This window comes from Streptomyces sp. SYP-A7185 (genome assembly GCF_046103685.1).
In the GTDB taxonomy this organism is placed as follows: domain Bacteria; phylum Actinomycetota; class Actinomycetes; order Streptomycetales; family Streptomycetaceae; genus Streptomyces.
In genome coordinates, this window is sequence record NZ_CP122310.1 from 541,441 (window position 1) to 563,423 (window position 21,983).

Annotated in this window: 20 protein-coding genes; 12 read left to right on the forward strand and 8 right to left on the reverse strand. The window is 70.3% G+C overall.

Going from position 1 to position 21,983, the window contains the following annotated elements; all coding sequences use genetic code 11:
* Position 1: 1 nt before the first annotated feature.
* The 5 genes from QBL25_RS02295 (at position 2) to QBL25_RS02315 (ending at position 3,291) form a co-directional block, all read left to right on the forward strand.
* Entirely contained in the window at positions 2–364 is a 363-nt protein-coding gene (locus QBL25_RS02295; RefSeq protein ID WP_409055254.1) for a hypothetical protein, read from the forward strand.
* Positions 365–474: 110 nt separating this feature from the next.
* Complete coding sequence (locus tag QBL25_RS02300) at positions 475–822, forward strand: hypothetical protein (RefSeq protein ID WP_409055255.1); 348 nt, start codon at positions 475–477, stop codon at positions 820–822.
* Between the two features lie 383 nt (positions 823–1,205).
* Positions 1,206–1,826 carry a DUF2975 domain-containing protein gene (locus QBL25_RS02305; RefSeq protein ID WP_409055256.1) on the forward strand — a complete coding sequence of 207 codons (621 nt, stop codon included), beginning with the start codon at positions 1,206–1,208 and terminating at the stop codon, positions 1,824–1,826.
* Entirely contained in the window at positions 1,826–2,053 is a 228-nt protein-coding gene (locus QBL25_RS02310) for a helix-turn-helix domain-containing protein (protein ID WP_409055257.1), read from the forward strand. Before QBL25_RS02305 ends, QBL25_RS02310 begins: the two co-directional genes overlap by 1 nt.
* A 230-nt stretch (positions 2,054–2,283) precedes the next feature.
* On the forward strand, positions 2,284–3,291 hold the full coding sequence (locus QBL25_RS02315) for a mechanosensitive ion channel family protein (protein ID WP_409055258.1): 1,008 nt from the start codon (positions 2,284–2,286) through the stop codon (positions 3,289–3,291).
* A gap of 98 nt (positions 3,292–3,389) precedes the next feature.
* On the opposite strand, the gene QBL25_RS02320 is transcribed toward QBL25_RS02315, so the two are convergent.
* Positions 3,390–4,457 (reverse strand): hypothetical protein, encoded by a 1,068-nt coding sequence (locus QBL25_RS02320; protein WP_409062521.1) that lies wholly within the window; start codon positions 4,455–4,457, stop codon positions 3,390–3,392.
* Between the two features lie 235 nt (positions 4,458–4,692).
* Here QBL25_RS02320 and QBL25_RS02325 point away from each other — a divergent pair, with 235 nt between their 5' ends.
* The gene (locus QBL25_RS02325; protein WP_409055259.1) at positions 4,693–5,571 is read left to right on the forward strand and encodes an MBL fold metallo-hydrolase; all 879 of its coding nucleotides are present in this window, start codon (positions 4,693–4,695) and stop codon (positions 5,569–5,571) included.
* 612 nt (positions 5,572–6,183) lie between these two features.
* Here QBL25_RS02325 and QBL25_RS02330 read toward each other — a convergent pair.
* Positions 6,184–6,630: an anthrone oxygenase family protein gene (locus QBL25_RS02330; RefSeq protein ID WP_409055260.1), complete on the reverse strand. Its 447-nt coding sequence runs from the start codon at positions 6,628–6,630 to the stop codon at positions 6,184–6,186.
* Between the two features lie 90 nt (positions 6,631–6,720).
* Between QBL25_RS02330 and QBL25_RS02335 the strand changes: the two genes are divergently transcribed.
* The 3 genes from QBL25_RS02335 to QBL25_RS02345 all read left to right on the forward strand — a co-directional run bounded on the left by QBL25_RS02335 (position 6,721) and on the right by QBL25_RS02345 (position 9,106).
* Positions 6,721–7,299, forward strand: a complete 579-nt coding sequence (locus QBL25_RS02335; RefSeq protein WP_409055261.1) for a TetR/AcrR family transcriptional regulator — start codon at positions 6,721–6,723, stop codon at positions 7,297–7,299.
* 288 nt (positions 7,300–7,587) lie between these two features.
* Positions 7,588–8,691, forward strand: coding sequence for an amidinotransferase (locus tag QBL25_RS02340; RefSeq protein WP_409055262.1), 1,104 nt, complete (start codon positions 7,588–7,590; stop codon positions 8,689–8,691).
* Between the two features lie 103 nt (positions 8,692–8,794).
* Positions 8,795–9,106: an NIPSNAP family protein gene (locus QBL25_RS02345; protein WP_409055263.1), complete on the forward strand. Its 312-nt coding sequence runs from the start codon at positions 8,795–8,797 to the stop codon at positions 9,104–9,106.
* 65 nt (positions 9,107–9,171) lie between these two features.
* On the opposite strand, the gene QBL25_RS02350 is transcribed toward QBL25_RS02345, so the two are convergent.
* The 3 genes from QBL25_RS02350 to QBL25_RS02360 form a co-directional block, all read right to left on the reverse strand.
* Entirely contained in the window at positions 9,172–10,923 is a 1,752-nt protein-coding gene (locus QBL25_RS02350; protein WP_409055264.1) for a chitinase, read from the reverse strand.
* 209 nt (positions 10,924–11,132) lie between these two features.
* The gene (locus QBL25_RS02355; protein WP_409055265.1) at positions 11,133–12,839 is read right to left on the reverse strand and encodes a nitronate monooxygenase; all 1,707 of its coding nucleotides are present in this window, start codon (positions 12,837–12,839) and stop codon (positions 11,133–11,135) included.
* 345 nt (positions 12,840–13,184) lie between these two features.
* A complete protein-coding gene (locus tag QBL25_RS02360) occupies positions 13,185–13,922 on the reverse strand; it encodes a TetR/AcrR family transcriptional regulator (RefSeq protein WP_409055266.1) in 738 nt (245 codons plus the stop codon).
* Positions 13,923–14,009: 87 nt separating this feature from the next.
* Between QBL25_RS02360 and QBL25_RS02365 the strand changes: the two genes are divergently transcribed.
* Positions 14,010–15,686: an MFS transporter gene (locus QBL25_RS02365; RefSeq protein WP_409055267.1), complete on the forward strand. Its 1,677-nt coding sequence runs from the start codon at positions 14,010–14,012 to the stop codon at positions 15,684–15,686.
* A 96-nt stretch (positions 15,687–15,782) separates the two neighbouring features.
* Here QBL25_RS02365 and QBL25_RS02370 read toward each other — a convergent pair whose 3' ends face one another.
* The 3 genes from QBL25_RS02370 to QBL25_RS02380 form a co-directional block, all read right to left on the reverse strand.
* The gene (locus tag QBL25_RS02370; protein ID WP_409055268.1) at positions 15,783–16,013 is read right to left on the reverse strand and encodes an acyl carrier protein; all 231 of its coding nucleotides are present in this window, start codon (positions 16,011–16,013) and stop codon (positions 15,783–15,785) included.
* A gap of 146 nt (positions 16,014–16,159) precedes the next feature.
* Positions 16,160–17,194 (reverse strand): beta-ketoacyl-ACP synthase III, encoded by a 1,035-nt coding sequence (locus QBL25_RS02375; RefSeq protein ID WP_409055269.1) that lies wholly within the window; start codon positions 17,192–17,194, stop codon positions 16,160–16,162.
* Between the two features lie 11 nt (positions 17,195–17,205).
* Complete coding sequence (locus tag QBL25_RS02380) at positions 17,206–18,525, reverse strand: beta-ketoacyl synthase N-terminal-like domain-containing protein (RefSeq protein WP_409055270.1); 1,320 nt, start codon at positions 18,523–18,525, stop codon at positions 17,206–17,208.
* Between the two features lie 262 nt (positions 18,526–18,787).
* Between QBL25_RS02380 and QBL25_RS02385 the strand changes: the two genes are divergently transcribed.
* Together QBL25_RS02385 and QBL25_RS02390 are read left to right on the forward strand one after the other, a co-directional pair.
* Positions 18,788–20,128 (forward strand): beta-ketoacyl-[acyl-carrier-protein] synthase family protein, encoded by a 1,341-nt coding sequence (locus QBL25_RS02385; RefSeq protein ID WP_409055271.1) that lies wholly within the window; start codon positions 18,788–18,790, stop codon positions 20,126–20,128.
* A 41-nt stretch (positions 20,129–20,169) separates the two neighbouring features.
* Positions 20,170–21,972 carry a CoA-transferase gene (locus tag QBL25_RS02390; protein WP_409055272.1) on the forward strand — a complete coding sequence of 601 codons (1,803 nt, stop codon included), beginning with the start codon at positions 20,170–20,172 and terminating at the stop codon, positions 21,970–21,972.
* Positions 21,973–21,983 lie beyond the last annotated feature (11 nt).

Consider the following 21,983-nt stretch of genomic DNA (forward strand, 5'->3'; position numbering starts at 1 on the left):
CATGCGTTCCAAGACGCTCCTGGCCGTCATCGCCGCGCTCGCCGCAGGTGCCGCGATCGCGCTCGTAGCCACTCCCGCAAGCGCCGGCACCTCCGCCAGAGCCACCGCCACCGCCAGCGACGAGCACTGGTCCGGCGGCACCGGTGCCGCGCCCACGAGCGATGTTCTCCGGCCGCGTGACAGCGGCTTGACGCCCGCCCACGGCAGCAGCCGCACAGCGGACGGCCACCTGACACCGCTGTACCAAGGCAAGGCTCCGTGGGCCATGACGCCTGCGGGCGCTACCGGCGACCGTAACCGCACTGGCGTGGATCCCGACTATCCGCTCGGCAAGAATCTCGAAGCACTCGGCAACAAGTACTGACCAAGGGCAGCGGCTGACATCCGCACTGACCGACGCGCCTGACTGAGCGCCCACAACCATCTGGCCGGGCCGCGAGTCACACCTCTACCAGCCTGCGCCAAGGAGTACGTATGAGCCCAGCCCGACGCCGCACCCGCCTCGGCCTCACGCTCGTCGGGCTCCTCATAGCCGCCATCGGCGCGGTCATCTACATTCCCGCCAGTATCGACAGCGCCACCGCAGACCAAGCCGCCGTCAACGCCTCCGCGGGCGACCGGGAGCCCCTCCTCGCCTACCAAGGCGACTGGGACGACGTCCTCGCCCACCAAGGCGACCACTCCTCCAACGACGACCGCTTCCAGGCATGGGCCGACAAGCGCATCGCCGAGGAAGACAAAAAGTTCGGGATGGTTCTCTTCTTCCTGGGCGCCGCCATCACCGCAAGCCGATGGGCTGTACGGCCGGAGAAGACCATCTAGCAGCATCCGTGCATGTCCGGTCGGCCACCGCTCACGACCACCGCCAGCACCTCGTGCACACGGGCCAGTATCAGTAGCCGCTGGAGTGGGTCCGGCGCCCGTCCAGGTCTGGGGAGGGCGAGGAGTTCCAGAGGGCCAGAAGGCTGGAGCCGTCCTCATCTCGTCGTGGTGCTTCGCCTGCTTGATTCATACCGGAGGCGGACCACCAAGGTCATCACAGCGGTCGTGGGGGGCCTCGGGGCTGGCATCGGCCCTCCGCACGCGCCGACAGGGGGTTGCCAGCTCGGGTGGTGCTCTATATCGTTTATCGTTGTTATCGATAAACGATATAGAGCACCACTCGGGGGGCCGTGATGGCGAAGACGCTCAATCCACTGGAACCGATGTCGACGACCGCCCGGATGCTGGTGAAACTCATGGTGGCGCTCTTGGCGCTGGGGGTCATCGGCATGCTCTTCGCGGACAACGTGTCCGTGCTCGGCATCGGCGACGCGTCCGTATGCGCCACCGACACGGCTGCGACGACAAGCGCGGACAGCGGTGCGGAATCGAGCTCGGGTTTCAAGCCCGCACCGGGGGCCGAGGTCATCCTGGATGCCCATCCGAAGTACTGCACGCAGGACGCCGGAGTGGTCCTGAACCTTCTCGACACCACGTCCCGGCTGGTTCCCCTCGCTTTCACGATCGGAGCGTTGTTGCTCGTCATACGACTGATCAAGGGTGCTGAGCGCGAGGGGCTGTACACCGCGCAGACCGCCGGGCGGCTGCGGGGACTGGGATGGTGGCTGCTGGTCGGCAGTGTGCTCTCCGCGATGGTCACGTCCGTGGTGGAGAGGGTGGTGGTCTCCGCCTTGAGCGACGAGAGCGGCCTGCAGGCGCTGTGGGGACTGCTTCTGTGGGATGTCCCCTTCATGGCCATCCTCACCGGCATCGGCATCCTCTCGTTCGCCCGGATCATGCGGATCGGCTGCACCATGCGCGAAGACCTGGAGGGCACGGTCTGATGTCCGACGAAGAGCACGCCATCGCGGTCCATCTCGACCGGCTGCTCCAAGCGCGCGACATGACCCTGACGGAGCTGGCGGACCGGGTGGGCGTCACCCACGTGAACCTCTCGATCCTGAAGAACGGCCGGGCGCGGGCCATCCGCTTCACCACCCTGACCCGCATCTGCGAGGTGCTCGACTGCCAGCCCGGCGACCTGCTCGAATACCGCCCCCACGCCCGCTGAGCTCGTCCGCGCTCCCCGATCCGGGGCGCCGGTGCGGCATCGCATCACGCGCACCTCGGCCCCCTCAGTACGCCGCCCGTCTACCCCGGACCCTGCGTCTTACCCGTGCTACCCACCCTGATACCGCTCTCTCCACACACACTCTCCACACCTTTTGACCCTATTCGGCATCCGTGGTTACGGTCCCCGCTGCAATAGGTGTTCGGTTCGACTGAGTGGAGCGAAATCCCGTGTCATCTTCCGGCGCGTCGGCGTCGTACGTCCCTGACGGCCACGTCGGCGAACAGGTGATAGCAGCCCCGGACTGGCTGGGGGACCACGTCGATCTCCTGATAGGTGTTCCGCTGCGCATCGCGCTCATCATCCTGGGAGCGATGATCGTGAAGGGGCTGGCCAAGAAGGCCATCACCCGTGTCGTGCAGCGCATCCTGCAGCCGTCCGAGGAGCAGCGCGGACCGCGCCGCACCGGCCGCGGCCCCGCCGTGCTGCACCGCGACCGCGGCCGGGCCAAGGAGCGGCGTGAGCAGCGCGCTCGTACCGTCGGTTCGGTGCTCAGCAGCATCGTCACCGTCGTCGTGGCCGCCGTCGCGGTGGCCATGGTCCTGGACCAGATCGGGATCGCCCTGGGCCCGCTGCTGGCCAGCGCCGGCGTGGTGGGCTTGGCCATCGGCTTCGGTGCGCAGAACCTGGTGGCGGATTACCTCTCCGGCATGCTCATCATGCTCGAGGACCAGTACGGCGTCGGCGACTCCGTGGACCTGGGTGAAGCCATCGGCGAGGTGGAGCACGTAGGACTGCGACTCACCCAGGTACGTGATCTCAACGGTGGCCTGTGGCACATCCGTAACGGCGAGATCCTGCGCGTGCGCAACGACAGCCAGGAGTGGGCCCGCGCCGTCCTGGACGTCTCGGTGGCCTATGAGTCCAACCTCGACACCGTCTACAGCGCCTTGGAGCAGGCCGGTCACGACATGCGCCAGGACTCCCGGTTCGCCTCGGTGCTGCTGGAGGACCCCGCCGTGTGGGGCGTGCAGTCCCTTGACGCGGACGGAGTCGTGGTCCGGGTGGCGGTCAAGACCGTGCCCCTCCAGCAGTGGGCCGTCACGCGTGAACTGCGCCGACGCGTCAAGGAAGCACTCGATGCGGCAGACGTGGCGATGCCTTTCTCGCAGCGCACGGTATGGATGCGCTCGGACAACGACCTCACCGCCACCAGCCCGACGTCAGCTCCGAACTGACCCCCGCCAAGCCACCTGCACAGGAAGCCTTTCCTGGGCAGGTGGCTTGGCATGGTCGGCGTGGTGCTGACGTCGTGCCGCAGGAGGCGCTTGCTGGGTTATTGGATCAGGTCTGTGTGGGGGTGGTTGGGGGACTTTGGGCAGACGTATAGCTGCATGTTGTCCGTGCTGCCCACTTCGACTCTCGTCGGTTGTGCCGGGCTCTGGCCGGCGTAATGCGTGGCGGAAGCGGCGGCTTGGTCTTCGGACGGCGCCCAGCAGCTTCCCTCGCCACCATCCCACTCGAAAGAGGCGATGGTCAGGAGCGGCATCATCTGCGCCTCACAGACAGTGCAGTGGCGGCGGTACGGGTCGGTGCGGCCCCAGGGCGGCCAGCCGCCGACCTTCCAGCCCGGAGCCTCACCGAGATAATCCCGGTAGAAGTCCTCCGGATACTCCGCGTACGAGCTGTCCACGCCGACGTCGGCTGCCTGCCAGCGGCTCCAGTCCTGCACCGCCAGCCGCAACTCCGGGCTCAGATCGAGGCTGTTGGGGTACTCGGTGATTGCTTCCGGGGCCAGGAGACACGGCTCGGGCACATAGCCCGGGTAGTCCGCCTCGTACGGTTCCGGCGGTGTGACGAGGACGTCGACGACCTCGGCGGCTGATCGCCAGAACAGTGCAGTCGCGGGCTTGTAGTCCGGCTCGTGCTCATAGGGGCACCAAAGGACCTGGAGCAGATCCGCCTGCCCCGGCGGCCGCAACAGGGGTATGTCGCGCAGGTACAGCTGGGCCACGGGCAGCATGGGGACCGGGCGGTCCGCGGGCAACGGGGAGCCCGCGTCGAGGAGCTCCCTGTCCTTCGCGGCGATCCGCTCTTTGGCTGCCTCTTCCCCGGGTGTGAACGCAGGCCCGTGGGGATCATGGTGCTGCCGGGCCAGCCTTCGCCTGTCGAGCCGCTCTTGCGCCACCGGGCGGCGGAACCCGGTGTCCACGTGCGCCTCTTCACAGTGCGGCCAGGGCTCCTCCGCGGGCCACAGCAACGGTCCACCCACAGAGCTGTCCCTGATCGAAGGCGCCCCCGGATGCGGGTGCAGCCGCATCGCGGGGCGCGCCAACGGGGCCAGTTCAGGAAAGACCGCGGTCACGTCCACGGGCCGCGGCGGAGTAGTACGTACGAAAGCCATGCCGCTGATCCTGCCACCGGCCACTGACAGGCCTGCTGAGCCTCCGCCGGTCCGACGGCTTGTCCGCGGACGGCGCACAGCGGGCAGGGGCATTGGCAGTGGCAGGGGCGGCAACTCCGTAGCCGCTGAACGCTGTTTCGTCTGGGAGATCGCTCGGTCCGCATCGAGACCGTCACGACCTGGGGTGATCTCGGTGATCTCCCGCTCGCGTGAGCCGCATGGCAGGATCGCCGTCATGTCGCTCAGCGTGCCCCGCCTCCGGATCGGCTCGACCGAGATCATCGCCCTCGCCGACGGTGAGGGCCCGTTCTTCGCCCCGCGGGCGGAAGCCTTTCCCGAGGCCACGGCCGCGCAGTGGGACGAGGTCGACCGCTACGACCCCGGTGCGGTCGACGCGGAAGGCCGCTGGCGGCTCCAGTTCCGCGCGTATGCGATCCGCGGCGAGCAGGGCCTCACCGTCGTGGACGCCGGGATCGGTCCGGCGGACGGACCTGCCCGCTCGTGGGCACCCGTGCCCGGCGTGCTGCCCCATTCGCTCGCCGCCGCGGGCATCGACCCGGCCGACGTCGACACCGTGGTCCTCACCCATCTGCACACCGACCATGTCGGGTGGGCGGTCGTGACCGAAGCGGCCGTGCCGTCGGTGTCGGTGACGGCGGGTGGTCCAGCAGACGGCGCCGCTTCGAGCGGCGGCGCGGCCGGCGACCGCCGTCCTTATTTCCCCAACGCCGAATACCTGCTCCAGCGGGCCGAGTTCGACGCCATCGACACGCTCAACCCACAGCTTCGCCAGTGCCTCACCGACCCGCTCGCCGCCGCCGGCCAACTCCGGCTCCTCGACGGGGACACGCCGCTGCGCGCCGGGCGGGCAGTCGCCACACCCGGGCACACGCCGGGACATCAGAGCGTACTGGTCGCCGACGGGCGCGAGTTGGCGCTCGTCACCGGCGACCTCTTGGTGCACGCGCTCCAGCTGCTCCACCCCGACCTCGCCTACGCGCACGAGGCCGACCCGGAGGTCGCCAGGCATTCGCGGGAACGCATGCTCCGCCGCGAAACCGCCACTACGCTCCACCTGGCCACACCGCATCTGACGGAGCCGTTCGTCAGCTGACGCAGCCGTTCGTCTCGGCGTGATCGCGGCGGTTCAGGAGCCGGTCGCCGGCCGTGGGCCGCCTCGGGCCACCGATACTCGACGGCGCAGACCCCTCCCAGCAGCGACGAGCGCGCCCGATGTCTAGGTATTCACATGACCTGGAGCAACGGCCCCTCGAGAGCCGGCAGGGACCGCCGGTCGACGACCCGGGGCGATCTGGAGGCGGCGCAGCCACACGCATGCGGTGCCGAGCAGGACCGCGAATACCGCCACGAGGAAGAGCGAGATCCACATCTGCCGGCTCCCGGGGTGGGCCCAACCTGTCCAGGCCGCAGCACCGGCCCACAGTAGAACACCTGCCGCATAGAAACCGCGGGTGCGGCGCAGCTGCCGAAGGACCCGGAGGGGGGTGCGGCGTTCAGTCGTTGATGCCATGCCGCCCCGTGTACCCGGATTCTGGTCTTCTACGGGGCGGCAGTGAAAGAAGTGCGGCCGCGGGGCGGCTGACGGCTGATGAGCGGGCTGTCGGCTGGCCGCTCGCCGCTGGCGAAGCCCGTCGGACTCAGTCCGACGGGGCGAAAGCCATCGAGCCATACGGGCGAACCAGCGCGCCTCTGGACGGTGTTGCCATCAGGCGAGGGCGGCGACCAGCAAGGTGAAGGCGGCGATGATGACGGCGACGCGGGCGTAGTGGTAGCGGAGCCAGCGGTCCTTCTGCTGCTTCCAGTCGGCGGGCCGGTTGTCGGGGGTCCACGTCTTGTTCCGGTTGTTGATCGGGACGAGCAGCACGATGGACATGACCACGCTGATGATCAGCAGTACCCCCGCGGCGACGACGAGTCCGGTGCCGGCGTGATGCCATCCGGCGACGGCCCAGATCGCGACCAGGGCGAGCGAGCCTATGTACCAGACCGGCATCACGGCTCCGAGCATCCGGCCCCCGTGAGCGTGCCCGAGTTGGCTGCTGTCCTCGGGAAGGGCGTTGAGGATCGGGTTCATGACGAAGGCGACGGCGAACTCCACCCCCACCATCACGCCGACGACCACGGTGGTGACGACTTCGAGTGCGTTGAGCATGACGACTCCTCCTGGATCTAGCATTGCTAGGTGTTGAAGCAACGCTAGCTCTACTGCCGCTCGATTGTCTAGCAGTGCTAGGATCGGAGCATGTCGGTTCAGGAACGCAAGGAGCGCGAACGGGCGGAGCGCGAGCGCCTCATCGTGGCGACGGCCCGCGAACTCGCCGAGCAGCAGGGCTGGGGTGCGGTCACCACTCGCCGGCTCGCGGAGCGTATCGAGTACAGCCAGCCCGTCCTCTACAGCCACTTCCGCGGCAAACGCGAGATCATCGGCGCCGTCGCCCTGGAGGGCGCGGCCCAGATGGCCGCGGAGATACGGGCCGCGACAGCCGTCGCGGACGGCCCTCGCGCCCGGGTTGCCGCCCTCGCCCGTGCCTATCTCGACTTCGCCGCACGCAACCCGGCGACCTACGACGCCCTCTTCCAGCTCGACGGCGGCCTCCCCTACGCGCAGGAGGACACTCCGGAACCCCTCAAGGACGCCTTCGCCGCGCTCTTGGAGAGCCTCGGCGAAGTCGCCGGGGACGGCGTCGGCCCGGGGCTGTTCACCGAGACGTTCTGGGCATCCCTGCACGGACTGGCCACCCTGACCCGAGCCGGCCGACTGCCCCCGGCGGACACCGAGCAGAGGGTGCACCTGCTGGTGGACCGTCTCGTCGTGCTCTGACACACCCTCCGACCGGGGCCGGTCCCCGCCCCGCCAGGGGGCGGCCGAGGCCGGGGTCGCTGGTTCGTGGGGGCGCGACGGTGGCGGGAGTCGGCGACAGCTGGGGACGTGGCGCCTTGAGTAAACTTGGTAAAGGGGGTTACCGGCTTCGTACAGACCTTTGTGAGCGGAGGCGGTTCGCATGGCGGTAGCCCGGAAACCCGGAATCCCGACGGAGGCAGTCGGCCAAGCTGCCGGTACGCGGGCCGCGGCCCGTCGAAGTGCAGGGCGGCGTGAGGGCCGACGGTCATGACGGACGACGCCGTGGAACCTCGCGTCTCGCCGGTCAGTTCGCACAACGAGTGGGACCCGCTCGAAGAGATCATCGTCGGGCGTATCGACGGTGCGACAATCCCTTCCAACCATCCCGTCGTGGCCTGCAACATTCCGACGTGGGCGGCGCGTTTGCAGGGCCTTGCCTCCGGCTTCGCGTACCCCAAATTCCTGACGGAGAAGGCACAGGAAGAAGTCGAGCAGTTCGTCGGGCTCCTGGAATCACTGGGCATCACGGTGAGACGCCCGGACGCGGTCGACCACAAGGCGAGTTTCGGCACCCCCGACTGGTCGTCGCACGGCTTTTGCAACGCCTGCCCGCGCGACAGCATGCTCGTGATCGGCGACGAGATCATCGAGACCCCGATGGCATGGCCGTGCCGGTACTTCGAGACCCACTCCTACCGCGAGATCCTCAAGGACTACTTCCGGCGCGGAGCACGCTGGACGGCGGCGCCGAAACCCCAGCTCACCGACGCATTGTTCGACAAGGATTTCTCCGTCCCCGCAGACGGAGAGCCCATGCGCTACATCCTCACCGAGTTCGAGCCGGTGTTCGACGCGGCGGATTTCATGCGCGCGGGACGCGACCTGTTCGTCACCCGGAGCAACGTCACCAACCGTATGGGCATCGAATGGCTGCGCCGTCATCTCGGCCCCGGCTATCGCATCCACGAGATCGAGAGCCGCTGTCGCATGCCGATGCACATCGACACGACGTTCCTGCCGCTGGCGCCGGGCAAGGTGCTGGTCAATCCCGAGTACATCGACGTGCACCATCTGCCCGACGTCCTGAGCTCATGGGAGGTCCTGGTCGCCCCCGAGCCCGAACCGATCGACGAGCGGTTGCTCAAGCTCACCTCGATGTGCGGGAAGTGGCTCAGCATGAACGTGCTGATGGTCGACGAGAAGCGGGTGATCGTGGAGCGGCACCACACGGGCATGATGCGCGCACTCGAAGGCTGGGGGTTCGAGCCGGTGCCGTGCGACCTGCTGCACTACGCGCCCTTCGGCGGCTCCTTCCACTGCGCCACACTCGATGTACGCCGCGACGGCACGCTCGAATCGTATGTCGACTAGGACTTGTCCGGTGCGTGTGTCGACCAGCACGTGTCCGGTCGGCCGATCGACGCCGTGCACGCCCAGGGCCGCGTCCCGCGCCGTGGCACGGCATCATGCAGGCATGATCACCGTTCATCTGAAGTACGAGATCGACGCCGACAAGCTTGCGGACTTCGAGGAGTACGGTCGGCGCTGGGTCCGGCTCGTCGGCCGTTTCGGCGGGACGCACCACGGCTATTTCCTGCCGAGTGAGGGCGACAGCGACATCGCCTACGCCCTGTTCTCGTTTCCCAGCCTGGCCGCCTACGAGCAGTACCGCACGGACAGCATGTCCGATCCGGAGTGCCAGGAGGCGTTCCAGCTGGCTCGGGACACCCGCTGCATCAAGCGGTACGAACGCCGCTTCCTGCGGCCGCTCGACGGCCCGTCCTAGACCGCACCCGGGCGGGGCGGGCGGACCATGGTGGGTCCGCCCGCCCCGCCCGGGGTGCCCGTTCGTTACGGAAGGCTGTGCACCTTGGGGCCGACCGCGTTGGACCACGCGTTGCCCGCCGTCGCGTCCCAGTTGGTGGACCACGTCATGGCGCCGCGCAGCGCCGGGTAGGTCTTCGACGGCTTGAAGGAGCCGCAGCCGGTGCCGCGGGTCAGGCAGTCGAGGGCGTTGTTCACGACCGAGGGGGCCACGTAACCGCTGCCCGCGCCGCGCGTCGACGCCGGGACGCCGATGCCGACCTGCGACGGGTCGAGGCCGCCCTCCAACTGGATGCAGGCGAGCGCGGTGAGGAAGTCCACCGAGCCCTGGCTGTAGACCTTGCCGTCACAGCCCAGCATCGAACCGCTGTTGTAGTACTGCATGTTGACGACCGTGAGGATGTCCTTCACGTTCAGCGCGGTCTGGAAGTACCCGCCGGACGTGGACTGCATGTCGATGGTCTGCGGTGCCATGGTGAGCACCATCTTCGAGCCCGCCTTCGCGGAGAGCTGGCGCAGCGCCTTGGTCATGTAGGTGGGGTTGAGGCCGTTCTCCAGGTCGATGTCGACGCCGTCGAACCCGTACTCCTGCATCAGCGCGTAGGCGCTGTTCGCGAAGGCCGTCGCGGAGGCGTCGCTGTTGACCGAGATGGTGCCCTTCTCTCCGCCGATGGAGAGGATCACGGACTTGCCCGCGGCGTGCTTCGCGGCGATGTCCGCCTTGAAGTCGGCGGTGGAGGCGTAGCCGACGGCGGGGTCCAGGTTGAAGGTGATCTGGCCCGGCGTGGCGGTGGCGTCGGCGAAGGAGACGGCGATGATGTCGTACTGCGACGACACGTCCCGCAGCTTCTGCACGGTCGCGCCGTTGTCGAAGTTCTGCCAGTAGCCGGTCAGCGCGTGCTTGGGCACGGTGCCGCCGTCTCCGCCGCCGCCCTTGGCGGTGCGTGCGGACACCGCGCTCGACTTCGCGGACTCCCCCGCCGCGTTGGAGGCGCTCACCTGGAAGCTGTAGGCGGTGTCCGCCGCGAGACCGGTGACGGTCGTGGAGGAGCCGCCGACCGAGGCCACCTTGGCGCCGTCGCGGTAGACGGTGTAGCCGGTGGCCGTGGACACCGGGGTCCAGGACAGGTCCACCGAGGTGGACGTCGTCGTCCCCGCCGCGAGACCGGTGGGCACGGCCGGGATCTCCACCGGGTCGGTGCCGCCGCCTCCGTCGGGTCCAAGGACGCTCACGTCATCGACGTAGTAGGCGCTCTGTCCGTACCAGCCGTGCGTGTACACGGTGACCGACGTGGTGTTCGCACCCGTGGTGAAGCTGGTGGAGAGCTGCTGCCAGGAGGAGGTGCCCGGCGTCCAGGTCGACACGTCGGTGGTCCCGGTGCCACGGGCACCGAGGTAGATGTAGCTGCCTTGCACCCAACTGCTCAGCTTGTACGTCGAGTTGGGCTTGACCGAGACGATCTGGGAACACTCGGCGGTGCCCTGGCCCGAGGGGGTGGCCTTGAGCGCCTTCGCGCCGCCGTGCACGGGGGAGGTCACGGCGGCGCCGCTGTTGGCGGCGCAGGTCCAGTTGCTCAGGTCCGACTCGAACCCGGCGTTCTTGGCGACGTTCACGTCAGCCGCCTTGGCGCCGACCGCTGCGGCAGGAGCCGCGTTGACGTCCGCCGACTGCGCGGGCGCGCCGAGAGCGGTGACGGTGAGTACGGCTGCCGCACCGACGGCTATCGCCGCGCCGATTCTGCGGCGAAGGCCAGGTCTGCCCTGACGAACACGGTCCACGGAATGCCTCCAGAAGAGGTGAGGGACGAAAGTGAACGACGGAGCCGCCGCTGTGGGCATATTTGGTCCAGACCAATCGAGTTGTCAAGACCTCTGGCACAGCGACCCCACAGCGGGGGGCAGTTGGGTTCCCCATCGGTGGATTCCCCAGCGTGGGTTCCCCCTCGCGCGGCGGCCGTCGAACCGGGCGACGGCCGGAGGGGGCGACGTCAGCCTGCGGTCGGGGCAGGCCGCCTGCCCGTCATCCACGCCACGACCTCGGTCGCCCGGTAGGGGCCTCCCTCGGAACTCAAGTCCGCCAGGAAGTCGAGGTCCTGACCCAGGGTCAGCACCGGCGGCTCGTCGTCCCCGCGAGCGTGGCGCTGGCCGAGTCCGACCGTGGCCAACAGCCCGTTGCACAGGCACAGGCGGCCCTCGGTGTCGGTGGCCGCGCCGCCCTTGCGGCGGTAGGCGGCCTCGGGCTCGGCGGAACACCGGTAGCCGATGGTGCCGTCGGCGCCGCGGTAGGGGGCGCGCAGGTAGCCCAAATCGCAGACGCGGCGGCGGGCCGTGCGCACGGCGGGGTCGGACAGGGTGCCCGGCACCTCGGCGATCTTGAAGGGGAAGGCGGTGGGTGAGGCCAGCGGATCGTTGCGCACCGTCAGCTCGCCGGCGTGGGCGCGGGTCCGCAGCGCCTGGCGCAGGCCGGGCCGCATGCCGGACTCCTCGCAGAGCGCGAAGGCACTGCCGATCTGGACCCCGGCCGCGCCCAGGGCCCGGGCGGCCGCGAGCCGTTCGGGGTGGGCGGCTCCGCCCGCCAGCCAGAACGGGATCCCGAGCTTGGCCATCTTCGCCAGGTCGGGGTGGTCACGCGGCCCGTATACGGGCTCGCCGTCCGCGTCGAGTCGCAGAGCGCCGCGCGGTGGGGCGCTGTGGCCTCCCGCCCCATGGGTCTCGATCACGAACCCGTCGGGCGTGGTGGCCTCGTCACGGGCCAGGTACGAGGCCAGCAGCGGCAGCGAGACGATGGCCAGAACCTGCGGTCGCCGCAACCGCGGCGCTCCGGCACCGCCCGCCGCCGGGACGGCCGGGGAATCCGAGAAGGGGGACGGCAGCGCGGTGGGGGGCAGCACTTCGATCTGTACGTCCTGGACGTGCCGCTTACCCCGTCCGTCCTGCACCGGCCGCTCACTCCGTCCGTCCTGCACCTGCCGCCGACTCTGCTGCTTGCTCTCCCCCGGTCGCTTCCCGGCGCATCCGCTCCCCTTGCCACCTCCCCCGCCCCCGCATCGGCAGTTCTTCTGTGGCCCGAGGCCCTTGCGGCCCAGCACAACGGCCGGGTCGAAGGAATGGTCGTAGTCCTCCTGGGTCCCCTCGAACCGGATGCGCACGCTCACCGGCTGCATCCGCGCCAGGCGCCGCGCCAGCTCGGGGACATAGCCCGGCACGCCCGCACCCACCAGGACGCAGTCCACGCCCGCGAGCATCGCCCCGAACAGGCCCGGGGCCAGGCCCAGCTGGATCTTTTCGAGGTAGTTGATCCCGACCGGCGCCCGGTGTCCCTCCTTGGCCAGCCACACCTCGACGAAGTTGCCCAGCACCGTGAGCAGTTCGGCCAGTTCCCCGCGCTCGATCCGCAGCATCGGCTGCGCGCGAAAGCGCCGGCCCGCCTCGACACCGCCCTCGACGAAGAACCGGTCCACCACCGCCGTCGCCAACTCCGGCACCGGGAAGGCCGCCAGAGCGCGGCGCACGTCGCCGCCAGGGTCGCCGGTCTGCAGGCGGCGTACCAGGAGAGCGTCGAGAGCCGTGCCCGACACCACCCCCAGCTGGCCCGCGCGGCTGACGGCACGGGCCAGCCGCCAGCCGGAGACGCCCACGCCCATCCCGCCCTGGATGACCTCGGGCAGTTCCCCGTTCGTCGCGTCCATCGCCATGCCCCACCACGCTCCTCGCGCTCCACAACCTACGGGACCGTAAGTTGAGCCAGGCCCCCAGTCTTCGCCACCCACCGGCTCCCACCAGCCGCCGGACGACCCGAGCGTCGGTGACCAAAGACCCGCCCGCCACGGTCCATGGACCCGGATCGGCGCGGCGTGATCGGCACCGAGGGGACACGGCACCGTTTGCGCCCGGCTCTCTTCGGCCGGCAGTCCGGAGACGGCTGACGCCCCTACCCGGATCGGCGCTTTTGCGGCGGACGCGCGGCGGGCGGCCGGATGGGCCGTCCTTGCACGCCAGGAGCATGGGGGGTGCCGGGGGGGCGTCAGGAGTGTCGGGCTTCAGGAATTCTGAGAACGCATCTGCTCCATGCCGGACACCATGCACGCCAGGCCGTCGTGGAACCGCTGGCCCGTACTGCTGGAAGCGCTGCGCTTGACGTAGTCGGCCAGGGACGCCGGATGGTCCTGGGTCGCCATGCCGAGGTAGGGGCCGAGGCGGTTCACCCAGTCCTCCTCGCTCTCGGCGCTCTGGCGGGCCATGGCCTGCCAGGACGCCTCGGACAGGGCGGCACCCACGGTGTAGTAGTAGATCGCCGAGAGTGCGGAGTCCAGCTGCCTCGGGGAGAAGTGGGCCTGCTCCAGGATCTCGATGATGGCGCTGGTGTGCGCCAGGGCGCGGGGCCCCACCGGGGGGTGACCACCCATCAGCTCGATCATCCAGGAGTGCCGCAGCAGCACCTCGAACAGATCTGCCGCGCCCGCCTTGATGTCGTCGCGCCAGTCCCCCGCCCCCGACCGGGGCGGCGGATCGGGGAACACCGCGTCGATGGCCAATTCCAGCAGGTCGTCTTTTGTCGGCACGTGCCAGTACAGGGACATCGGCGCCGAGTTCAGCGAATCCGCGAGCTGACGCATGCGCAGGTTGCGGACACCTCCTTCGTCCAGAAGACGCACCGCAGCCTGCACGATCTGTTCCCGGCTCAGCGGCTGCCTCGCCGGTCGCTGCTTCATCTCGCGCAGCCAGATCGAGCCGGGTTGGCCTTTCGGTGTGGTTTCTCGTCCAGAAGTTTCATTCACGGCCCTATGCTAACGCAGTCTCGTACGACGTACGATAGCTGGTATGACGTACGGGACCTGTTGGCGGAATCCCGAAGGAGGACAGTCATGGACGGCGTGGTGCACGAAGGGCAAAGCGCGGGCCGCGGAGGAGGTGGGGGCGGTGACGGAGGCGCCGTCCCCGGGGCCAAGAACCGATGGGCGGTCCTCGCGGTCCTGTCCCTGAGCCTGCTGGTCGTCGCCCTCGACCTGACGGTCCTGAACGTGGCCCTGCCCACGCTCAGCACCGAACTGAAGCCCTCGTCGGTGCAGTTACTGTGGATCGTCGACGTCTACTCGCTCATCGTCGCCGGCCTGCTCATCAGCTGCGGCACACTCGGCGACCGCCTGGGCCGCAAGCGATTTTTGTGCCTGGGCTTCATCGTCTTCGGCGCCGCGTCGGCCACCGCGGCCTGGGCCGACGGGCCCGCGATGCTGATCACGGCGCGCGCACTGCTCGGCATCGGCGCCGCGATCATCATGCCGTCGACGCTCTCGATCATCCGGAACGTGTTCACCGACCGCAAAGAGCGAACGGTCGCACTGGCCGTGTGGGCCACCATGTCCGCCGCCGGCGCCGCGGTCGGGCCGGTGGTCGGCGGCGTCATGATCGAGCACTTCTGGTGGGGCTCGGTCTTCCTGATCAACGTACCGATCATGGTCTTCGCCCTCATCGCGGCGCTGGCCCTGGTGCCGGAGTCCCGGCACCCGAATCCGCCGCGCTGGGACACCGTCGGAGCCCTGCTGTCCGTCACCGGTCTGATCTCCCTCGTCTACTCGATCCAGCACGGCGGCGCGAAGGGCCTGGAGGCACAGACGATCGTCACGGGTGTGCTCGGCCTGGTGCTGCTGACCGCCCTGGTGGTGCGGGTGCTGCGCATCCGTGACCCGCTCTTCGACCCGAAGCTGTTCCGCAACCGCGCGTTCTCCGTCGCGGTGGTGTCCGTGGTCCTTGCCATGTTCGGCATGGGCGGGCTAATGCTGCTGCTCACGCAGCACTGGCAGTTCATCGGCGGCGCGTCGCCGATGGAATCGGGCCTGCGGCTGCTGCCGCTGCTCCTGGCCACCATGATCGGGGCGCCCGTCATGTCCGTCATCGTGCCGAGGTACGGGACGCGGTACGCCATGATGATCGGCATGGGCCTGATCGGCGCCGCGTTCTTCGTCCTGATGAACGTCGAGCCCGACACCGAGTACTGGGTCTTCGCCATCGCCCTGGCGGGCATCGGCGCCGGCGCGGGCTGTGCCATGACGGCCGCATCGGACTCCATCATGTCAACGGCCGACGCGGACACCGCGGGCGGCGCCGCGGGCATCGAGGAGACCTCCTACGAACTGGGCAACGGACTCAGCGTAGCGATCATGGGCAGTGTGGCGTCCGCACTGTTCCGCAAGGAGATGGACGATCCGGTCGCCGGAGTGGACCCCCGGTCCATGGACGCCGCGCGCGAAGGCCTCGCCGACGCCGTGGGCGTGGCCGGCGCCCTGCCCGGCGCCGCCGGGGAGGAGTTGAAGCGGCGCGCCGACCTCGCGTTCGCCGACGCCTTCGGGGTCACGTCGCTGTGCACCGGCATCCTCCTCGTCCTGGTGGCGATCGCCGTCTTCCTGTTCATCCCGCCCTCGGCGGGGCGGATCTCCCCGGCCACCGCGGGCGGCGGGGACGCCCCCGAGACCGAGGTGGACCTGGTGAAGCAGGAAGCACGGGAGTCCGCCCACGGCCACCCCGAGGCCGTGGACCGTCCCTGACGACGCACGACAGCCGGGGCCCGCGACGGGCCCCGGCTGTCCGCCGGCCGTGCCCAGGCCCGTGCGCGCCGCGCTCTTCAAGGCTCTGGGCACGGCTCAGGATGCTCGCGCGCGCAGCTCGACGAGTTCGACGATCTTGTCGAGCCGCTCCAGCTCGACCACTTCGTCGTCGGTGATCTCCACGCCGAATCCCTTCTCCAGGGCGAGGGCGAACTCGACCGAGGCCAGGGAGTCCAGACCGAGGTCCTCCAGGGTGGAGTCCGGGGCGATCTGATCCTCGGAGATCTTGAATTCATTGGTGAGCAGGGACTTGACCGTTTCGTACACCGTTTCCTCCGGGCACTGTGTCGGTGGGACGGGCACGGGCGGTTGACCCGCGCCGGCCTGATGTCTGTTCCTTGAGGCCCGAGGCATCAGGCCCGAGGCCTGAGGTCTCAGGTCTCAGGTCTGCTGCGGGAGCCTCAGCCGCGACCTCAGCCGCGATACGAGTGCACGGCCAGGGCCGTCACGTCCGGCCAGGTCAGCGAGGCCGCTCCCCAGGCGAGCCCGGCGCCGAACGCCGCCAGCAGCACCCGGTCACCGGGACGCAGTGCGCCCCCAGAGGCGGAGTCGGCGAGCAGCAGCGGCAGGGACGCGGCCGAGGTGTTGCCGACCTGCTCGATGTTGGACAGGACACGCTCGCGCGCCACGCCCAGTTCGTCGGCGACGGCCTCGCTGATGCGTGCGTTGGCCTGATGCGTCGCCAGGCGGTCGACGTCCCCGACCGTCCAGCCGGAGCGGTCCAGGACCTCGCGGGCCGCTTGCGCCATGCGTTCCTTGGCGTGCCGGTAGACCTTGCGGCCCTGCATCTGCAGGTGGTGGTCGCCCGGGCCGGGCACGGTACGGGCGGCGCGCTGGCGGGCGCCGCCGGCCGGGATCTGGATGAGGTCGCTGTGTGTGCCGTCGCTGCCGAGCCGGATCGGACCGATGGCGCCCGGCTCCTCGGACCCCCCGGCGCGCAGCACCACCGCGCCGGCCGCGTCGCCGAAGATGACGGCCGTGTTGCGGTCCTGCGGATCGACGATGGCCGAGAACGTCTCGGCCCCGATGACCAGGACGTGGTCGGCGAAGCCCGCCGCGATCGCGCCCACCCCGGCCGCCAGCGCGTAGAGGAATCCGGCGCACACGGCGGAGATGTCGTGCGCGGCGACCGGGCCGAGCCCCAGCGCCGCCGCGACCTCGGGGGCGGTGGCCGGGCAGAGGCGGTCGGGGGTCGCGGTGGCCAGGACGACCGCGTCCACGCTGTCGCGGCCCGCCGACTTCAGGGCCAGCCGCCCGGCCTCGACGGCCAGTTCCCGGGTGGCCGTGCCCGGCGCGACGGTGTGCCGCCGGGCGATGCCGGTGCGGCTGCGGATCCAGGCGTCGGTGGTGTCCAGGCGGGCTTCCAGGTCGGCGTTGGTGACGGTGCCGGGCGGCACCCAGCCGGCCACGCCCACCAGTACGGCCGCACGTGCCGTGTCGTTGTCCATGTCCTTCGACCTCACGCCTTCCCCAGCAGGATCGCGCTGCTGACCATGCCGACGGTGTAGTTGAAGGACAGCGCGTGATCGATGCGCAGCGGCCGGGCGGTGGTGCCCGGCACCGGGTCGAAGCGGCAGGCATCGTCCGGGTCGACGCAGCCGGCCGTCGGGAAGACCTGGTCGCGCTGGATCATCAGGGAGGTGGCCGCCACGCCGAGATTGCCCAGCGGCCCGCCGTTGTGCCCGAAGCAGGCCTCCTGCACGGTGACGGGCAGCGCGCTCGCCCGGTCCCCGAAGAGGCTGTGCACGATGTTCGACTCCGTCTCGTGGAAGACCCGGTCGCCCTCGGCGCCGCCGTTGACGTAGTCGATCTGCGCGGCCTCGACGCGGCCCGCCATGGCGTCCCGGGAGGCCTGCACCATGCCGGTGCCCGCCCGGTCGATGGCGAAGGCGCTGCGCTGCGGGCTGCGCCGGGTGCTCTGCGCCAGCATCCGGGAGTAGGGGCGCGCGCCGCGCCGCTCGGCGTGCGCGCGGCTCTCCACCAGCAGCGTGATGGAGCCGCTGCCCATGTTGGAGCCCGGGGAGCTCTTGTCGTAGGGCCGCATCTGGGCGCCCATGGCAAGCGCGGCGTCCTCCATCGCGTCGACGGTGATGCCCTCTTCGGCGCTCAGTTCGGCATACCGGTCGAGCAGGCCGGCGTAGTGGCGCAGGAAGTCCAGGCCGAACACGTCGGCGCCGGTGACCACCGCGACCTCCACCTCCCCGCTCGCGATCATCCGGTGTGCCAGGCCCAGGAGCACGGCGGAGGACGTACAGCCGTTGGAGACGGTGAAGTTGGGTCCGGTCCCGGCCACCGCCGACACCTGGACGTTGGCCACGTCCATGGGGATGCCGGTGAGGGCGAGGCGGGTGCCCAGTTCGTTGATCTCGTCCTTGGTGGCCCGGGCGCGGTCGGTGTTGAGGATGTCGGCGTACTGCGCCGACCAGCAGTCGCCGCCGTCGCGGGCCGCGAGGATCGCCGCCTGCGACAGGGCGCCGGCCTGCCGGTCCAGTGCGGCGTCCTCGCACGCCTCGGCCATCGAGATCAGACCCAGCAGCTGCACCGGTGAATAGAGCTTCAGTGCCTTTGTGGGAAGTTCGGGATAACGCGCCTTCACATCCGCGATATCGGTGCGCACTTGACCGAAGAAGACGCCGTCATTCTCCACGTGACAGGCACCGGTGGCGACGATGTCCAGGAATTCCGCGGAGGTCGCGCACAGCCCTCCGGGGCCGGGCAGGGCGAATCCCATGCCCGTGATCAGTGTGTCGCGACCGGGATCCTGCTGCTGATGCGCCATGAGACTCCCTGGAGTGCGTGCCGCTGTCGACGGGCCGCCGGACGGCCGCGGGCGCAGGCTGGCGCGCCGTGCCGTGCCGGGGTGGCTGCCGACGCTAGGGCGCGGCGCAAGCGGGCGGAACCGGCCTTCGGTACCCCGTTTTCCCCGTCACCGGTATCAGTGGTACTGAAATCAATAATTGGTACTTCAAGTACCAGCGGGGAATTCTCCCGGGTACCGGTGGACCGATGCCGCACCCATGACCGCCGGATAGCTTTCCCGCATGGCTGCACAGGCTGAATCCGCTGCACGGAAAGACCACGGGGACTCCGTACTCGTCACCGGCATCGGCGTCATGCTCCCCGGCGCGACCCATGTCAATGAATTCTGGCAGGACGTGCGCGACGGCAATTCCCGACTCGGCCGGCTCACGCGCTGCGTGCCGGGCACGACCGGGGTGCAGGCGGCCGGCGAACTGCGCGACTTCGACCACCGCAAGTTCTTGCCCGACCTGAGCGAGAAGTTCGCCGCCCGCTACACGCGCGACGCCCTGGTGACCATGTCGGCCGTCGAGGAGGCCCGCCGCGACGCGGGGCTCGGGGCCGGCGAGATCGACCCGCGGCGCCTGTCCCTCATCGCCTCGTCCTCACGCGGCCCGCTGGAGTGGGTCAGCCAGGCCCTGACCGAGGACGACGGCCTTCGCCGGGCCCACCAGGGCCACGGAGACCAAGAGGCGGACGCCACGGGCCACTTCGGTGACAGCGGCGCCATGCTGCGCGGCATGCCCGGCGCCCCGGCGACGCTGTCGGCCATCTACGGCGACGTGCGCGGCCTGGTCACCACCCTGAGCTCCGCCTGCGTGGGCGGGCACCACGCCATCGGGCTCGCCGCCGACCTGATCCGCGCCGGCAGCGCCGACGCCGTGATCGTGGTGGGCTACGAGTTCCCCCTCACCCCACTGGTGTTCCAGTCCTTCCAGGCGATGGGCGACCGCGTCCTGTCGACCGAGTCGGCCGACCCCCGCCGCGCGATCCGGCCCTACACCCGCGACCGCGAGGGCTTCGCCTTCGGCGAGGGCGCCGTCGCCCTGTGCCTGGAGCGTGCCGGCCACGCCCGGGCACGCGGCGCGGGCGGCTACGCCCGCTTCCTGGCCCACCGGGCGCTCAACGAGGCCACCCACCCCTTCGGCATGGACATGAGCGGCCAGCTCACCGCGTCCGCCGTCGCCGGGGCGCTCGAGGACGCCGGGCGCACCGCGCGCGACGTCGACTGGTTCTGCGCGCACGGCACCGCCACGCCGAAGAACGACGTGGCGGAGAGCCGGATGCTCGGCGCCCTGTACGAGGGCCGCCCGCGCTCGGCCTGGCCGCCCCTCAGCTCCGTCAAGCCGGTCTACGGCCATCTCCTGGGAGCCGCAGCCCTGATCAACGCGGCCGCCACGTCGCTGGCCCTGCACCACCAGTGCCTGTGCTCGACCGCCAACTACGCGGGCGCCGTACCCGACCCGGAGTGCGACCACGACCACGTCGGCGAAGGCGCCCGCGCGACCCGCACCGAACTCGCGGTGTCGCTGGCCTTCGCCATCGGCAGCCAGACCTCGGTGCTGGCACTGGGCGCCGCATGACCGGCGCCCGGCCCGCGCGGACCCGACCCCCGAGGGAGACCATGAGCCCGCACAGCCCCGCCGCGCCCCGCCCCGTCGTCGTCCCCGACGTCGACTCCCTGGTGTCCCGGTACGTGACGCCGGGCATGCATCTGCACCTGGCCATGACGATGGCGCGGCCCAACGCCATGGTCTACGCGCTGGCGCGGCAGTTCGCCGGCCGCGGCCGGTTCACCGTCAGCACCTCGGCCACGCACACGGCCATGCACGCGCTGACCATGTCGGGCGCGGTCAAGCATCTGATCACCTGCTTCCTGGGCGACACCTACCCCACACCGCGCCCCAACCCGCTCTACCGCGACCTGGCCCGCGACACCCCCTTCACCTGCGAGCTGTGGTCCCTGCTCAGCTTCACCCAGCGCCTGATGGCCGGCGCCACCGGACTGCCCTATGCCGTGACGTCCTCGCTCATCGGCAGCGACCTGGAGCGCGGCCTCACCGCCGAGAGCCCAGGGGCGCGGCAGGAGCCGGCGGACGAGCGGGCGCAGGGCCCGAAGTTCCTGCGGGTGAGCGGCCAGGCGGCCGAGGAGCGCCCGTTCGGCCTCGTACGGCGGCTGCGTCCCGACCTCACCCTGGTGCACGGCGCCTGCGCGGACCGGCGCGGCAACATCGTCCTCGTACCGCCCGCCGGCGAGGGCGCCTGGGGCGCCTACGCCGCCGAACAGGGCGTGCTCGCCTCGGTGGAACGCATCGTGCCCGACGACTTCACCGACGCGCACCCCGAGCGCGTCGTGATCCCCGGGCGGCGCGTGCTGGCCCTGTGCGAGGCGCCGCTGGGCGCGCACCCCCAGTCGCTGCGCGGACTGGCCACCGGCGACGCGCGCGGCGACGTGCAGGGATACCGCGACGACTACGCCTTCCTCACCGAGCTGGTCGAGCGCCTGGCCACCGAGGACGGCGCCAAGGAGTGGTACCGCGAGTGGGTGGAGGAGCCGGCCGGGCACGCCCAGTACGTGGCCAAACTGGGCGAGGCGCGCCGGACCGAACTGGCCCTTGCCGCAGGCCCGCTCACCGTGCGCGAGCCCGCCGCTCCCCCGCTCCGGTCCTCGGCGGGCACACCCGCCGCCGAGCCCGTGACGCGCCAGGAGCGGACCATCGTCCTGGGCGCCCGCGCCATCGCCGACCGGGTCACGCACGACGGCTATGACACCCTGCTCGCGGGCATCGGCGTCTCACACCTGGCCGCCTGGCTGGCCGCCGCGCTGCTGCGCGAACAAGGCGTGCGAGTCCCGGTCTGCGCCGAACTCGGCTTCTACGGCATGGACCCCGAGCCCGGCGACGTGTTCCTCTTCAGCCAGCTGCACGCCACGCGCTCCCAGCAGCTCGCGGGCATCCCCGAGATCCTCGGCGGCATGGTGTCGGCGAACGCGCGCTGCCTGGGCGTCCTGGCCGCCGGTGAGGTCGACGCGGACGGCAACGTCAACACCAGCCTGCTGGCCGACGGACGCTGGCTGACCGGCTCCGGCGGCGCCAACGACATCGCGACGGGCACCGACTGCCTGGTGCTGTCCACGGCATCACCGCGCAAGTTCGTCGAACGGGTCGCCTACGTCACCAGCCCCGGCGCCCGCGTCCGCGAAGTGGTCAGCCACTTCGGGCGCTTCCGGCGCGAGCAGGACACCCGAGGGCCCTTCCGCCTGGCCACCTGGCTGCCGCTCGACGACGGCCCGGCCTCCCCCCAGGAGGCCGTGGCGACGCTGACCCGCTGGCCGGTGAGCAGCACCGGCTGCACCGCGGAACCCGAGGTCACCGCGGCGGAGATCGCCTGGCTGCGCGGTCTCGATCCGCAGGGCTTCTACCGGTGACGCGATCCGCA

Coding starts and splice junctions, on each gene's coding strand:
- QBL25_RS02365 (WP_409055267.1), top strand. CDS start 14,010: ATGGACGGCGTGGTGCACGAAGGGCAAAGCGCGGGCCGCGGAGGAGGT.
- QBL25_RS02300 (WP_409055255.1), top strand. CDS start 475: ATGAGCCCAGCCCGACGCCGCACCCGCCTCGGCCTCACGCTCGTCGGG.
- QBL25_RS02345 (WP_409055263.1), top strand. CDS start 8,795: ATGATCACCGTTCATCTGAAGTACGAGATCGACGCCGACAAGCTTGCG.
- QBL25_RS02355 (WP_409055265.1), bottom strand. CDS start 12,839: ATGGCGATGGACGCGACGAACGGGGAACTGCCCGAGGTCATCCAGGGC.
- QBL25_RS02335 (WP_409055261.1), top strand. CDS start 6,721: ATGTCGGTTCAGGAACGCAAGGAGCGCGAACGGGCGGAGCGCGAGCGC.
- QBL25_RS02325 (WP_409055259.1), top strand. CDS start 4,693: ATGTCGCTCAGCGTGCCCCGCCTCCGGATCGGCTCGACCGAGATCATC.
- QBL25_RS02330 (WP_409055260.1), bottom strand. CDS start 6,630: ATGCTCAACGCACTCGAAGTCGTCACCACCGTGGTCGTCGGCGTGATG.
- QBL25_RS02340 (WP_409055262.1), top strand. CDS start 7,588: ATGACGGACGACGCCGTGGAACCTCGCGTCTCGCCGGTCAGTTCGCAC.
- QBL25_RS02320 (WP_409062521.1), bottom strand. CDS start 4,457: ATGGCTTTCGTACGTACTACTCCGCCGCGGCCCGTGGACGTGACCGCG.
- QBL25_RS02380 (WP_409055270.1), bottom strand. CDS start 18,525: ATGGCGCATCAGCAGCAGGATCCCGGTCGCGACACACTGATCACGGGC.
- QBL25_RS02305 (WP_409055256.1), top strand. CDS start 1,206: ATGTCGACGACCGCCCGGATGCTGGTGAAACTCATGGTGGCGCTCTTG.
- QBL25_RS02310 (WP_409055257.1), top strand. CDS start 1,826: ATGTCCGACGAAGAGCACGCCATCGCGGTCCATCTCGACCGGCTGCTC.
- QBL25_RS02385 (WP_409055271.1), top strand. CDS start 18,788: ATGGCTGCACAGGCTGAATCCGCTGCACGGAAAGACCACGGGGACTCC.
- QBL25_RS02295 (WP_409055254.1), top strand. CDS start 2: ATGCGTTCCAAGACGCTCCTGGCCGTCATCGCCGCGCTCGCCGCAGGT.
- QBL25_RS02390 (WP_409055272.1), top strand. CDS start 20,170: ATGAGCCCGCACAGCCCCGCCGCGCCCCGCCCCGTCGTCGTCCCCGAC.
- QBL25_RS02375 (WP_409055269.1), bottom strand. CDS start 17,194: ATGGACAACGACACGGCACGTGCGGCCGTACTGGTGGGCGTGGCCGGC.